Genomic DNA, 13,602 nt, shown 5'->3' on the forward strand with positions numbered 1-13,602 from the left:
CGAACGCCCGACCCGCCCGCGCAGCTGGTGCAGCTGGGCCAGGCCGAAGTGATCCGCCCGTTCGATGATGATGGTGTTCGCCGTCGGAATGTCGATTCCGGTCTCAATGATGGTGGTACACACCAGCACGTTGAAACGCTGGTGGTGGAAATCGTTCATCACCCGCTCCAGCTCGCGCTCGCGCATCTGGCCGTGACCAATGGCGATGCGCGCTTCCGGCACCAGCTCTGCCAGCCTGTCGGCGGCTTTCTGAATATTTTCAACGTCGTTGTACAGGTAATAGACCTGGCCACCGCGCAGCACTTCGCGCAGGATCGCCTCGCGCACCACCAGATTGTCGTACTCGCGAACAAAGGTTTTCACCGCCAGACGGCGCGCCGGTGGGGTAGCGATTATCGACAGATCGCGCATGCCGCTCATCGCCATGTTCAGGGTGCGCGGGATCGGCGTTGCGGTCAGGGTCAGAATATCGACGTTGGCGCGCATGGCTTTGATGCGCTCTTTGTGGCGCACCCCGAAGCGGTGCTCTTCGTCGACGATCAGCAGCCCCAGATCTTTCCACTTCACGTCACTTTGCAGCAGCTTGTGAGTGCCGATCAGAATATCAATTTTGCCTTCACTTGCCTGTTCCAGGATCTGCGTCTGCTCTTTGGCACTGCGGAAGCGGGACAACATTTCGATACGTACCGGCCAGTTGGCGAAGCGGTCGCGGAAGTTGTCGAAGTGCTGCTGGGCAAGAAGGGTGGTCGGCACCAGCACCGCCACCTGCTTGTTGTTCTCAACCGCCAGGAAAGCGGCGCGCATCGCCACCTCGGTTTTACCGAAGCCCACGTCGCCGCAGACTAAGCGATCCATCGCCAGCGGCTGGCACATGTCGCTCAGCACGGCGTTGATGGCCTGGGCCTGATCCGGCGTAGTTTCAAACGGGAAGCTGTCGCAGAACAGCTGGTACTGCTCTTTATCATGCTTAAACGCATACCCCTCTTTGGCCGCACGCTGAGCGTAAATATCCAGCAGCTCGGCGGCCACGTCGCGCACTTTTTCCGCCGCTTTCTGGCGTGCACGCGCCCAGGCATCGCCGCCCAGCTTGTGCAGCGGCGCATTCTCTTCCGCGCCCCCGGCGTAGCGGCTGATCAGATGCAGGGACGACACTGGAACATACAGCTTGGCGTCGTTAGCGTAGGTCAGCATCAGGTATTCACCTTTGATGCCACCTGCTTCGAGGGTGGTCATCCCCTGATAGCGACCCACACCGTGTTCCAGGTGAACAATCGGCTGACCGGGGTGCAGTTCGGCCAGGTTGCGGATCAGGGTGTCCGGGTTGATGGTGCGACGGCTGTCCTGACGACGGCGCGCGACGCGCTCGCCCAGCAGGTCGCTTTCACATATCAACGCCAGGTTATTGAGCGTATCAATGAATCCGTGTTCGGCGGCGCCGATCATCAGGTAACGGCCATTTCCGGTCGCTTCGCTCAGGCGAAGAATACGCTTTGGCGCGACTTTGATCCTTCCCAGCAGTTCGCCCAGCGCTTCACGGCGACCTTCACTTTCAACGGAGAAGACCACCGGCCCGGTGAAGGACTCAAGAAACTTGCGCAGATTATCCAGCGGCGATTTCTGCTGCGCCTGAACGGCCAGGTCAGGCAGCATCCGGAAGGCGAGGTTAGTGTTGGCGGCCTTATCGGCAAGCGAATCGGTTTTGAGCTGCATACGCGGCCAGCGTTTCAGCTCGGCGTTGAGCTCGTCGGTACGCAGCCACAGCATTTCCGGCGGCAGCAGCGGACGCATCGGGTCAACGCCCCGGTTTTCAAAGCGGGCGCGCGTTTCGCTTTCAAAGCGGCTGGCGCTGGCGTCGATATCCCCGGTGTTAACAATCAGCGTATTTGCCGGGAAGTAGCTGAACAGCGCCGGCAGCGGTTCGTTAAAGAACAGGGGCTGCCAGTACTCGATCCCGGCCGGAAGGGTGCCTTTGCTGACTTGCTGGTAGATATGTTCGGCATCACGCTTCACGTCGAACCTGTCGCGCCACTGGCTGCGGAACAGTTCGATGGCGGTTTTATCCGTCGGGAACTCATGGGCGGGCAGCAGATTAATAGAGTCCACTTCCTCCAGCGTGCGCTGGGTGTCGGGGTCGAACACGCGCAGGCTGTCGATCTCATCATCGAAGAAATCCAGACGGTACGGCTGGTCGCTGCCCATCGGATAGAGATCAAGCAGCGCACCGCGCGTCGCGTATTCGCCGTGCTCCATCACCTGATCGACATGTCGATAGCCGGCTCCATCCAGCTGCACGCGCAGGGCATCGCGCGACAGGCGCTGGCCTTTTTTCATCACCAGCGCATGGCCGTGCAAATAGCTGTGCGGGCAGACGCGCTGCATCAGGGTATTCACCGGCACAATCAGCACGCCGCGCTGCATGGTGGGGAGCTGATACAGCGTCGACAGGCGCGAGGAGATGATCTCCTGGTGCGGAGAGAAACTGTCGTAGGGAAGCGTTTCCCAGTCGGCCAGGCTGAATACCAGACTGTCGGTGAACTGACGAATTTCGTCGTGCAGGCGCAGGGCGTTTTGCATGTCCGGGGCAACCAGCACCACCGGCCCTGGATGCCGCTCGGCAATTTCCGCCACCAGCGTGGCGCAGGCCGCGCCTGTCAGTTCGCCCAGCTGGCGTTGGTCACCTGCTTTTACAGGCAAGGAAAAACGATAGTGTTCAGGCATGGCTATGTCAGAGTCTCTTGGGGATATACCAACAGTATTGGGGCATATCACTGATACGCAATGTCTTTATTATCCTCGATCGTTTTACATAAGCAAATCGTAACCGCACAAGAGGGAAAGTGCCCCCGGATGGGTAGAGGGTTCCTCAGTAATTTGAAAGCAGAAGCAATAACGTTGTCTTCAGACTAACTGAGGGCTTTCAGCGATGCCCTGGTCCGGCTGTAAATCGCTGAGGCGTTTCCTGAAGGCCGGGGCGAGGCGCAGGGATGCGCCGAGAGGGCGTGGCCTGCATGGATGCAGGCTCATGCCCGACCCGATAGCCGGAAGGAATAAGCCGAGGGTATCGCGAAGCGACGATTTACCGCCGGGAGCCCGGGTTGCCAGGGTGGTGGCGACTGAGCCACCCTGGCACGTTCACCGCTCGTGCGGTTATAGAATAGCAAGGAATATAAGGTGAACGGAACGAGCACCACAGCTGTATGTTCACCCTCACCCCAGCCCTCTCCCATAGGGAGAGGGAGCCGTCTGTGCAGGCCTTATTTTGTAGTCCGCATGGGACAGGGTTAGTTAGCGGGTCGTGGGCACGGGCGAAAGCCGCGCGGGAGGGGAGAAGAAAAGGTCGCCAAAGAGGGCGGTTGAGAGCTTACGTGCCCCCAGCCCAACCAGCGTGCAGACGAGCAGGCTGATAAACGGATAGACCAGAATCAGCGTTAACTCCGCCCAGATCGGCCAGTACGCCGCATTCATTTCGCGAATCAGGAGCAGGCTAAACGCCTCAATTAAAATGCGGTGGGTGGTATAAATCGCGATGGTGTTTGAACCGATGACGTTCAGCAGATTATTGGGATGAACGGCATAACGCTGCTCGAAGCTGTAAAAGAGCTTCATGATGACCACGATCGACAGCAGTGAGAGCGGCAGAGGAACATTAGCGAACCACAGTACTACCGACACCGCGCCAGAGGCGATAAGTACCAGCCAGCTGCGGCGCAAATTCATCCCTTTCATCCACGCCATCAACTGCGCGCCGTACCATGCGCCGAGGCTGTAGTAGATCATGTTGCGAACCACGCTGTTCATTCCCCACCACGGTAACGGCAGGAAGTTGATGGCGATGCTTGCCAGCGCCAGAATCCCCAGCATCGGCAGTTTCCAGCGGCTCAGCAGCTTACAGAGCGTAAAGTAGACCACTAACGCGTACAAATACCACAGGCTGGTGCTGGCCGTGAGCATTCCCAGTACAAACTCTGAAACGGAATCGGCGTAGGCCGCATTGGATGCTGTCGCCAGTTCTCGCTCGGGGGCGAGCCAGGCATTCAGATGGGTCAGCGCCTGCCATTGCAGGACGCCCCACAGGGCCAAAACCCAGACGATGCTCCAGATCCGCTTGTCGAGACTGGTGCGCCAGTTCACCTCGTCGATATAACGACGGATCAAATAGCCGGAGATAAAGAAAAACACCGGCATACGGAACGGGGCAAGGTAAAGATTAAAGTAGACCCAGCATTTGGCGAGCAGGCCCGATAACGGATGCTGTAGCCCGTCAAGGTGAGGATAAAAGGTGATCACCGAGTGGTAAATTACCACCAGGCAGATGCACAGGCCTTTTATCTGGTTAATCCATAATGCTTTTTGTTTCATGGTGCGTGACGACCTTGTTGCCATAAACGAAACGCCGATTGTTGTAAAATGAAGCCCTGATGTAATGGGTAACAGTCTGTATCAGGACGATTTTCGGAAAAGGTGGAGGCTGTCTGGCGGAAGTTCAGTCAGTAGCATGATGATTTATCTGAATTTTTCGGAAAAATGATTACCGAATCTTACGGTTTCAGTCATTTACGCTTAACGGATTCGCTTATATACTCGTGGGTCTGCTATCAGCAAACAGACGGATTTCATGTATCAACCTGTCGCACTCTTTATAGGCTTACGTTACATGCGTGGGCGCGCCGCGGACCGCTTCGGTCGCTTTGTCTCCTGGCTTTCGACTATTGGCATTACGCTTGGCGTGATGGCACTGGTGACGGTGCTTTCCGTCATGAACGGCTTCGAGCGCGAGCTGCAAAACAATATCCTGGGGCTCATGCCGCAGGCCGTTCTCTCTTCCACTCAGGGTTCCGTTAATCCGCAACAGCTGCCGGAAAGCGCGGTGAAGTTACAGGGTGTCACGCGCGTTGCGCCGCTCACGACGGGCGATGTGGTGCTGCAAAGCGCCCGTAGCGTGGCGGTCGGGGTGATGCTGGGTATCGATCCCGCGCAAAAAGATCCGCTGACGCCGTTCCTGGTCAATGTGAAACAAACCGACCTGGAAGCGGGTAAATACAACGTCATCCTCGGCGAGCAGCTTGCCGGGCAGCTCGGGGTCAACCGTGGCGATCAGCTGCGCGTGATGGTGCCGTCAGCCAGTCAGTTTACGCCGATGGGGCGTCTGCCAAGCCAGCGCCTGTTCAACGTGATTGGCACGTTTGCGGCGAACAGCGAAGTTGATGGTTACCAGATGCTGGTGAACATTCAGGACGCCTCGCGTCTGATGCGCTACCCCGCGGGAAATATTACCGGCTGGCGTCTGTGGCTTGATGCGCCGCTGAAGGTGGATACCCTCAGCCAGCAGACGCTACCGGAAGGGACGAAATGGCAGGACTGGCGCGACCGGAAAGGCGAACTGTTCCAGGCCGTGCGCATGGAGAAAAACATGATGGGGCTGCTGCTGAGCCTGATCGTGGCCGTTGCCGCGTTTAATATCATCACCTCGCTCGGGCTGATGGTGATGGAGAAGCAAGGCGAAGTCGCCATTCTGCAAACCCAGGGGCTGACTCCGCGCCAGATCATGGCGGTATTTATGGTCCAGGGCGCCAGCGCCGGCATCATCGGCGCGCTGCTCGGCGCGGCGCTGGGGGCGCTGCTCGCCAGCCAGCTCAACAATCTCATGCCGATTATCGGCGCGCTGCTTGATGGCGCGGCGCTGCCGGTGGCTATCGAGCCGCTCCAGGTGGTCGGTATTGCGCTGGCCGCGATGGCCATTGCGCTGCTTTCTACGCTTTATCCTTCCTGGCGGGCTGCCGCCACTCAACCCGCTGAGGCTTTACGTTATGAATAAGATCCTGTTGCAGTGCGACAACCTGTCCAAACGCTATCAGGAAGGCACTGTGCAGACCGACGTGTTGCACAATGTGAGTTTTAGCGTGGGCGAAGGCGAGATGATGGCGATTGTCGGCAGCTCTGGCTCCGGTAAAAGTACGTTGCTGCACCTGCTTGGCGGGCTGGACACGCCAACCGAAGGCGATGTGATCTTCTCCGGGCAGCCGCTGAGTAAAATGTCGTCTACGGCGAAAGCCGAGCTGCGTAACCGCGAGCTGGGCTTTATCTATCAGTTCCACCATCTGCTGCCGGACTTTACGGCGCTGGAAAACGTCGCAATGCCGCTGCTGATTGGTAAAAAGAAACCCGCGGAAATTAATGCCCGCGCCAGCGACATGCTAAAAGCGGTAGGGCTGGGTCATCGCGGGAATCACCGTCCGTCTGAGCTTTCCGGCGGTGAGCGTCAGCGTGTGGCCATCGCCCGTGCGCTGGTCAACAACCCGCGCCTGGTGCTGGCGGATGAACCGACAGGTAACCTCGATGCGCGTAACGCAGACAGCATTTTCCAGCTTCTCGGCGAACTGAACGCCGCGCAGGGAACCGCGTTTCTGGTGGTCACCCACGATTTACAACTGGCTAAGCGGATGGGGCGTCAGCTGGAAATGCGCGACGGTCGTCTGAATGCTGAACTGACGCTGATGGGAGCGGAGTAATGGCTTCACCGTTATCGTTACTCATCGGGTTACGCTTTAGCCGCGGTCGTCGCCGGAGCGGGATGGTTTCCCTTATCTCCGTGATCTCCACCATCGGTATCGCCCTGGGCGTGGCGGTGCTGATTGTGGGCTTAAGCGCCATGAATGGCTTTGAGCGTGAACTGAATAACCGCATTCTGGCCGTTGTCCCTCACGGTGAAATCGAGCCGGTTAACCAGCCGTGGTCCAACTGGCAGGATGCCCTGAACAAAGTGGAAAAGGTGCCCGGTATTGCGGCGGCTGCACCTTACATTAACTTTACCGGGCTGGTAGAGAGCGGGGTAAACCTGCGCGCCATTCAGGTGAAAGGGGTAAATCCTCGTCAGGAAGAGCGTCTGAGCGCGCTGCCGCGCTATGTGCAAAATGGCGCATGGGCAAACTTTAAGGCTGGCGAGCAGCAGATCATCATGGGCAAAGGCGTTGCCGATGCGCTGAAGGTGAAGCAGGGCGACTGGGTCTCGATCATGATCCCGAACGCCAGCGCTGATCACAAATTGCAGCAGCCTAAGCGCGTACGTCTGCACGTCACCGGTATTTTGCAGCTGAGCGGCCAGCTCGATCACAGCTTCGCGATGGTGCCGCTGGAAGATGCACGCCAGTATCTGGATATGAGCGACAGCGTGACGGGCATTGCCATTAAGGTTAAGGACGTCTTCAACGCCAATAAACTGGTGCGTGACGCTGGCAGCGTGACGAATAACTATGTCTACATCAAAAGCTGGATCGGCACTTACGGGTATATGTATCGTGATATCCAGATGATCCGCGCGATTATGTATCTGGCGATGGTGCTGGTGATTGGTGTGGCGTGTTTTAATATCGTCTCGACGCTGGTGATGGCCGTTAAGGATAAGAGCGGCGACATCGCCGTGCTGCGTACCTTAGGGGCGAAAGACGGTCTTATTCGCGCCATCTTCGTCTGGTACGGTTTACTGGCGGGGCTGTTTGGCAGCCTCTGCGGCGTGGCGATCGGCGTGGTGGTTTCCCTTCAGCTGACGCCGATTATCAACGGGATTGAAGCGCTTATTGGCCATCAGTTCCTGTCAGGCGATATCTATTTTATTGACTTCCTGCCGTCTGAACTGCACTGGCTGGACGTTATTTATGTGCTGGTTACAGCACTTTTACTGAGTCTGCTGGCAAGCTGGTATCCGGCGCGTCGCGCTAGCCGAATTGATCCGGCGAGGGTATTAAGTGGCCAGTAATTTCGTCATGGTTTAGCGGTCTTTTGGCCGCTGAATCAAACAGAGGAATGCATCATGTATTACGGATTTGATATTGGCGGCACCAAGATTGCGCTCGGCGTGTTCGATAAAGATCTTAAGCTACAATGGGAAACCCGCGTCCCCACGCCGCGCGAAAGCTACGATGAATTTTTAACCGCCATTGCCGCACTGGTGGCGCAAGCGGATGAACGCTTTGGCGTCAAAGGCAGCGTTGGCATTGGTATTCCGGGTATGCCCGAAACCGACGATGGCACGCTGTACGCGGCCAACGTGCCTGCCGCCAGCGGCAAACCGCTGCGGGCCGATCTCTCCGCGCTCCTTGAACGCGACGTGCGCTTAGATAACGATGCCAACTGCTTCGCGCTCTCTGAAGCCTGGGATGATGAATTCCGTCGCTTCCCGCTGGTGATGGGGCTGATCCTCGGAACGGGCGTCGGTGGCGGGATTGTCATTAACGGTAAGCCCATTACCGGGCGCAGCTATATTACCGGCGAATTTGGCCATATCCGCCTGCCGGTGGATGCTCTGGAGGTCGTCGGACGTGATTTCCCGCTGACCCGCTGCGGCTGTGGGCAGCACGGCTGTATTGAGAACTACCTATCAGGCCGCGGGTTTGCATGGCTTTACGAACACTTCTATCATCAGAAACTTGAGGCCCCTCAAATCATTACCCTGTGGGAGCAGGGGGATGCGCAGGCGCGTGAGCACGTCGAGCGCTATCTGGATCTGCTGGCGGTGTGTCTGGGGAATATCCTGACTATCGTCGATCCGGATCTGCTGGTGATCGGGGGAGGGCTGTCAAATTTCACTGCGATTACGGAACAGTTGTCCGGGCGTCTGACCCGACATTTATTGCCGGTCGCCCGCGTGCCGCGCATTGAGCGTGCGCGACACGGGGACGCAGGAGGCATGCGCGGAGCCGCATTCCTTCATCTCACCGATTAGTTTACGAGGTTATTATGCTGTCGCGTCGCCAGGGTCGACTCAGCCGTTTTCGCAAAAATAAACGCCGCTTACGTGAACGCCTGCGTCAGCGGATCTTTTTCAGAGACAGGATGATGCCAGAAGCGATGGATAAACCCAGAGTGGTGGTGTTGACCGGGGCGGGGATCTCCGCCGAATCCGGTATTCAGACTTTCCGCGCAGCGGATGGACTGTGGGAAGAACACCGAGTTGAAGATGTGGCGACGCCGGAAGGTTTCGCCCGCGACCCGGCGCTGGTGCAGGCGTTCTACAACGCCCGCCGTCGCCAGCTTCAGCAGCCGGAGATTGCGCCGAATGCGGCGCACCTGGCGCTGGCAAAGCTGGAGGAGGCGCTGGGGGATCGTTTTCTGCTGGTCACGCAGAACATCGACAATCTTCACGAAAGGGCCGGAAACCACAACATCATTCACATGCACGGCGAACTGCTCAAGGTGCGGTGCGCCTGGAGTGGTCAGGTGCTGGAGTGGAAAGAGGACGTGCTGGACGAAGACCGCTGCCACTGCTGTCAGTTCCCTTCGCGTCTGCGTCCGCATGTGGTCTGGTTTGGCGAAATGCCGCTGGGAATGGATGAGATCTACAGCGCCCTGGCCATGGCGGACGTCTTTATCGCCATTGGTACTTCGGGACATGTCTATCCGGCGGCGGGATTTGTTCACGAAGCGCGACTTCAAGGCGCCCATACGGTGGAGCTTAATCTGGAGCCAAGCCAGGTCGGGAGTGAGTTTGAAGAGAAACATTACGGTCTGGCGAGCGAGGTGGTGCCAGCCTTTGTGGATAAACTCCTGAAGGGGCTATAAGAGTAACGGGCGACATTGCGTCGCCCGTTATGCATTAACGGCCTGCTTTTAGCTTCTGATAATATTCTTCATACAGGCGGCTCGCGTCACCGACGTCGTTCTGCCATTCCCCTTTGCTGATGGTTTCAGCGTCCGGATAAAGCGATTTATCATTTGCCACTTCAGGGCTTAAAAGCTTCCGTGCGGCCAGGTTTGGCGTCGGGTAGCCGATAGTTTCCGCCACCTCTTTTGCCACATCCGGGCGCAGCAGGAAGTTGATCAGCTTCAGGGCACCCTCGACGTTTTTCGCATTCGCCGGGATCGCGAGGCTGTCCATCCAGAAGATGCCGCCCTCTTTCGGCCAGACCACCTCAAGCGGCGTCCCGGCCTGACGCGCCACAAACGCAGAGCCGTTCCAGACCATCCCCAGATTCACTTCACCTTCCATATACGGGTTAGCCGGGTTATCCGAGTTGAACGCCGCCACGTTTGGCATCAGCTTTTTCAGTTCGTTATACGCTGCTTCGATTTCTTTCGGATCGGTGGTGTTGCCGGAATAGCCGAGTTTACGCAGCGCCACCTGGAACACTTCGCGCGCATCGTCGGTTAACAGCAGGCTGCTTTTGTATTCCGGCTTCCACAGGTCAGCCCAGGATGAAACCGTTTTGGGATCAATGGCATCGCTGTTGATGCCAATTGCCGTCGCGCCCCAGATGTACGGAATGGAGTAGTCGTTGTTCGGGTCGAACGGCTTGTTTAGCATCTCAGGATCGAGGTTAGAAAAATTGGTTAGCTTCGTTTTGTCGATCTTCTGGATCATGCCTTCTTTGCGCATCTTGTCGACGAAATAGGTCGACGGCACCACCAGGTCATACGCGCCATCTTTATAGGTTTTGAGCTTGGCGTACATGGTTTCATTCGACTCGTAGGTCGAATAGATCACCTTGATGCCTGTCTCTTTGGTGAACTGCTCCAGCAGGCCCGGCGGCACATACTCGGTCCAGTTGTAGAAATAGAGCGTTTTGCTGTCATCAGCATGCGCAGCGCCCATTCCGAGCACCAGTGCCGCAGCGGCAAGCATTTTTTTCATTTCTGTGTCCCCTGAGATTTTGTTTTATCACGAGCAATAACCTGGCTGGCAATCACCAGAACCAGCGATAACACCAACAGAATAGTCGCCAGCGCGTTCACTTCGGGTGAAACACCGACTTTAACCATTGAGTAGATCTTCAACGGCAGAATTTCATAGCTCGGCCCGGTGACGAAGGAGGACACGACCACGTCGTCCATCGACAGGGTAAAGCTGAGCAGCCATCCTGCTGCCACGGCGGGCATCGCCAGCGGCAGAATGATTTTGCGCAGAATGGTCATCTCGCTGGCACCCAGATCTTTCGCCGCTTCCAGCATGCGTACGTCGAACCCTTTCAGACGCGCGTAGACGGTTACCACCACAAACGGCAGACAGAAGGTGATATGCGAGAACAGCAGCGACCAGAAACCGAGCTGGACGCCCAGCAGCATAAACAGCACCAGCAGTGAAATGGCCATCACGATATCCGGGGACATCATCACCACAAACAGCATGCCACTGACGAACGGCTTACCGCGAAAACGGTAGCGGTACAGCGCCACGGCGGTCAACGAGCCAATCAGCGTCGCGAAGGTGGCAGAGAATACCGCCATCGTCAGCGAGTGCTGAGCGGCCTGTAGCAGGCTGTCATTGTTCATCAGCAGGCCATACCATTTGGTGGTAAACCCTTGCCAGTTGATCCCGAAGCGCGAGCTGTTAAAGGAGTTCACGATCAAAATGATTATCGGAATATAAAGATACGCATAAATGGCGGTCATAAAACCACCGCGAAGCAGTCGACCGATCATTCCAGCTCCACCTTCTTATTCAGCAGGCGTGAGGCACGCCAGTAAACCAGCAGCATCAGCCCCATCACCACCGTCAGCGTTATGCTGGTGGCCGAGCCGAACGGCCAGTCGCGAATGTTAAGGAACTGGCTCTTAATCACGTTACCGATCAGCAGGTTTTTCGCCCCGCCCATCAGGTCCGAGACGTAGAACAGCCCCATCGCAGGCAGCATTACCAGCAGACAGCCGGCGATAATACCCGGCATGGTCAGCGGAATAATGATGCGGACAAAGGTTTGTAACTTACTGGCGCCCAGGTCTTTCGCTGCTTCCAGCAGCGGTTTATCGAGCTTTTCAATGCTGGAGTAGAGCGGCATCACCATAAACGGCAGCAGGATATAGACCAGGCCGACAATCACCGCGCCCGGGGTGAACATGATGCGGATCGGCGTCTCGATCACCCCCAGCCACAGCAGAAACTCGTTCAGATAACCTTTGGTGCTGAGGAAGATTTTCAGCCCGTAGATGCGGATTAACGAGTTGGTCCAGAACGGCACAATCAGTAAAAACAGCAGCAGCGGCCGCACTTTTTGCGGCAGGCGGGCCAGGAACCAGGCGAACGGATACCCCAGTACCAGGCAGGCGAGGGTGGCAATCAGCGCCATATTGAGCGAGTGCAGCAGCACGTCAAAATAGAGCGGATCGAGCAGGCGCGCGTAGTTGTCCAGCGTAAAGACCATCGCCACGAAGTTCGCGTCGTCGCGGGTCAGGAAGCTGGTCACGATGATCATCAGGTTGGGAAGAAAGACAAACAACACAAGCCAACCGACGATCGTGGCAATCACCACATTCTGGAACTTACTTGTGTTCTTCATCAGCCAGTACAACCTCCCAGCTTTCTACCCAGTTGATGACCATTTTCTGATCCAGCGAGTGGTCGAAGTCCGGATCGTCCTCGTTAAAGAATTCGCTGACCATCACCATTTTGCCGTTTTCCAGTTCGACCACGGATTCGAGGGTCATCCCTTTGTAGTTACGTTCGCGAACGTAACCGATCAGACCTTCGACGTCAGCCGTGTCGTGGATCTCATCAACGCGGAGATCTTCCGGGCGCAGCAGGACGTTGAGCCTTTGCCCCTTTTCCACGGCAAAGTTCACCGTGATGTTGCATTCGCGGCCTTCCACGTTCGCGCGCACGCGCTGCTCGTCCAGACGCTCAATCACCGTGGCGTTGAAAATATTGATTTCACCAATGAAGCTGGCGACGAACAGGTTTTTCGGCTCTTCGTAAATTTCACGCGGGGTGCCATCCTGCTCAATCTTGCCGTCGCGCATCACCACGATACGGTCTGACATGGTCAGGGCTTCTTCCTGATCGTGCGTGACAAACACGAACGTAATGCCGAGCTTACGCTGAAGTGCTTTCAGCTCGTTCTGCATCTGCTTGCGCAGCTTGTAGTCCAGCGCGGAGAGGGATTCATCCAGCAGGAGCAGGCGAGGTTTGTTGACCACGGCGCGGGCAATGGCCACACGCTGCTGCTGACCACCGGAAAGTTGATGAGGCTTGCGCTGGGCGAATGCCTCCAGCTGCACCATGCGCAGGGCTTCGGTAACCCGAGGCGGGATCTCGCTGGCCGGTGTTTTTTGCATCCGCAGGCCAAACGCCACGTTCTCAAACACGGTCATGTGCGGGAACAGGGCATAGCTCTGGAAGACGGTATTGACGTGGCGATCTTCGGCAGGAACCTGGGTAATGTCCTGGTTCTCAAGATGGATATGGCCGTTATCGACGCTTTCCAGCCCGGCGATAAGGCGCAGGACGGTGGTTTTGCCGCAGCCGGAGGGGCCGAGCAGCGTGAGAAACTCACCGTCATTGATGGTCAGATTAAGGTCGGAAATGACATCTTTGCCATCGAAACTTTTACGAATTCGTTCCAGTTGCACCAGCGGTGAAAGGGAACGGGGTTGTGTATTCAATTTTCGCGCTGTCCCATATAGACGCCTCAGGCAGCAGACTGAAGCGGGGTTTGTGTGTAACCACCTTGGTGACTCGTAATGAGGGCGGACATTCTACGGCAAACCCATTGAATCGCCAATCCTTCTCACTTATTCATAAGCTACATTTATTAACGCAGAACGATATAAACGTAAAAAGTTCTCGTTTGCGGGATAAAAGTGACCTGACGCAATATTTGCGTTTTGCTGCTTAAT

Annotated in this window: 11 protein-coding genes; 5 read left to right on the plus strand and 6 right to left on the minus strand. The window is 56.8% G+C overall.

From position 1 onward, the window contains the following. Together mfd and DD606_RS17215 are read right to left on the minus strand one after the other, a co-directional pair. On the minus strand, window positions 1–2,718 hold a 2,718-nt coding region (gene mfd, locus DD606_RS17210), incomplete at its 3' end, for a transcription-repair coupling factor (protein WP_129258926.1). A gap of 567 nt (window positions 2,719–3,285) precedes the next feature. Further along, window positions 3,286–4,359, minus strand: a complete 1,074-nt coding sequence (locus DD606_RS17215) for an acyltransferase family protein (protein ID WP_129258928.1) — start codon at window positions 4,357–4,359, stop codon at window positions 3,286–3,288. Between the two features lie 256 nt (window positions 4,360–4,615). Between DD606_RS17215 and lolC the strand changes: the two genes are divergently transcribed. The 5 genes from lolC to cobB are packed head-to-tail and all read left to right on the plus strand — an operon-like array spanning window position 4,616 to window position 9,555. After that, window positions 4,616–5,815 carry a lipoprotein-releasing ABC transporter permease subunit LolC gene (gene lolC, locus DD606_RS17220; protein WP_017384712.1) on the plus strand — a complete coding sequence of 400 codons (1,200 nt, stop codon included), beginning with the start codon at window positions 4,616–4,618 and terminating at the stop codon, window positions 5,813–5,815. Then, the gene (gene lolD, locus DD606_RS17225; RefSeq protein WP_015570809.1) at window positions 5,808–6,509 is read left to right on the plus strand and encodes a lipoprotein-releasing ABC transporter ATP-binding protein LolD; all 702 of its coding nucleotides are present in this window, start codon (window positions 5,808–5,810) and stop codon (window positions 6,507–6,509) included. Before lolC ends, lolD begins: the two co-directional genes overlap by 8 nt. After that, window positions 6,509–7,753: a lipoprotein-releasing ABC transporter permease subunit LolE gene (gene lolE, locus DD606_RS17230; protein ID WP_129258930.1), complete on the plus strand. Its 1,245-nt coding sequence runs from the start codon at window positions 6,509–6,511 to the stop codon at window positions 7,751–7,753. The genes lolD and lolE overlap by 1 nt, the downstream gene beginning before the upstream one ends. 54 nt (window positions 7,754–7,807) lie before the next feature. Further along, window positions 7,808–8,719 (plus strand): N-acetylglucosamine kinase, encoded by a 912-nt coding sequence (nagK, locus tag DD606_RS17235; RefSeq protein WP_022650795.1) that lies wholly within the window; start codon window positions 7,808–7,810, stop codon window positions 8,717–8,719. Window positions 8,720–8,733: 14 nt separating this feature from the next. Beyond that, window positions 8,734–9,555, plus strand: coding sequence for a Sir2 family NAD+-dependent deacetylase (cobB, locus tag DD606_RS17240; RefSeq protein WP_022647760.1), 822 nt, complete (start codon window positions 8,734–8,736; stop codon window positions 9,553–9,555). 34 nt (window positions 9,556–9,589) lie between these two features. Here cobB and potD read toward each other — a convergent pair whose 3' ends face one another. The 4 genes from potD to potA are packed head-to-tail and all read right to left on the minus strand — an operon-like array spanning window position 9,590 to window position 13,398. Beyond that, complete coding sequence (gene potD, locus DD606_RS17245) at window positions 9,590–10,624, minus strand: spermidine/putrescine ABC transporter substrate-binding protein PotD (RefSeq protein WP_022650796.1); 1,035 nt, start codon at window positions 10,622–10,624, stop codon at window positions 9,590–9,592. Further along, window positions 10,621–11,412 carry a spermidine/putrescine ABC transporter permease PotC gene (potC, locus tag DD606_RS17250; protein WP_015570805.1) on the minus strand — a complete coding sequence of 264 codons (792 nt, stop codon included), beginning with the start codon at window positions 11,410–11,412 and terminating at the stop codon, window positions 10,621–10,623. The genes potD and potC overlap by 4 nt, the downstream gene beginning before the upstream one ends. Then, window positions 11,409–12,266, minus strand: coding sequence for a spermidine/putrescine ABC transporter permease PotB (gene potB, locus DD606_RS17255; RefSeq protein WP_017693625.1), 858 nt, complete (start codon window positions 12,264–12,266; stop codon window positions 11,409–11,411). The genes potC and potB overlap by 4 nt, the downstream gene beginning before the upstream one ends. Beyond that, window positions 12,250–13,398: a spermidine/putrescine ABC transporter ATP-binding protein PotA gene (gene potA / locus DD606_RS17260; RefSeq protein WP_166714835.1), complete on the minus strand. Its 1,149-nt coding sequence runs from the start codon at window positions 13,396–13,398 to the stop codon at window positions 12,250–12,252. The genes potB and potA overlap by 17 nt, the downstream gene beginning before the upstream one ends. Window positions 13,399–13,602 lie beyond the last annotated feature (204 nt).

Origin of the sequence: Enterobacter cloacae complex sp. GF14B (genome assembly GCF_004136805.1) — a bacterium.
In the GTDB taxonomy this organism is placed as follows: domain Bacteria; phylum Pseudomonadota; class Gammaproteobacteria; order Enterobacterales; family Enterobacteriaceae; genus Enterobacter; species Enterobacter hormaechei_C.

Coding starts and splice junctions, on each gene's coding strand:
- DD606_RS17215 (WP_129258928.1), bottom strand. CDS start 4,359: ATGAAACAAAAAGCATTATGGATTAACCAGATAAAAGGCCTGTGCATC.
- lolC (WP_017384712.1), top strand. CDS start 4,616: ATGTATCAACCTGTCGCACTCTTTATAGGCTTACGTTACATGCGTGGG.
- lolD (WP_015570809.1), top strand. CDS start 5,808: ATGAATAAGATCCTGTTGCAGTGCGACAACCTGTCCAAACGCTATCAG.
- lolE (WP_129258930.1), top strand. CDS start 6,509: ATGGCTTCACCGTTATCGTTACTCATCGGGTTACGCTTTAGCCGCGGT.
- nagK (WP_022650795.1), top strand. CDS start 7,808: ATGTATTACGGATTTGATATTGGCGGCACCAAGATTGCGCTCGGCGTG.
- cobB (WP_022647760.1), top strand. CDS start 8,734: ATGCTGTCGCGTCGCCAGGGTCGACTCAGCCGTTTTCGCAAAAATAAA.
- potD (WP_022650796.1), bottom strand. CDS start 10,624: ATGAAAAAAATGCTTGCCGCTGCGGCACTGGTGCTCGGAATGGGCGCT.
- potC (WP_015570805.1), bottom strand. CDS start 11,412: ATGATCGGTCGACTGCTTCGCGGTGGTTTTATGACCGCCATTTATGCG.
- potB (WP_017693625.1), bottom strand. CDS start 12,266: ATGAAGAACACAAGTAAGTTCCAGAATGTGGTGATTGCCACGATCGTC.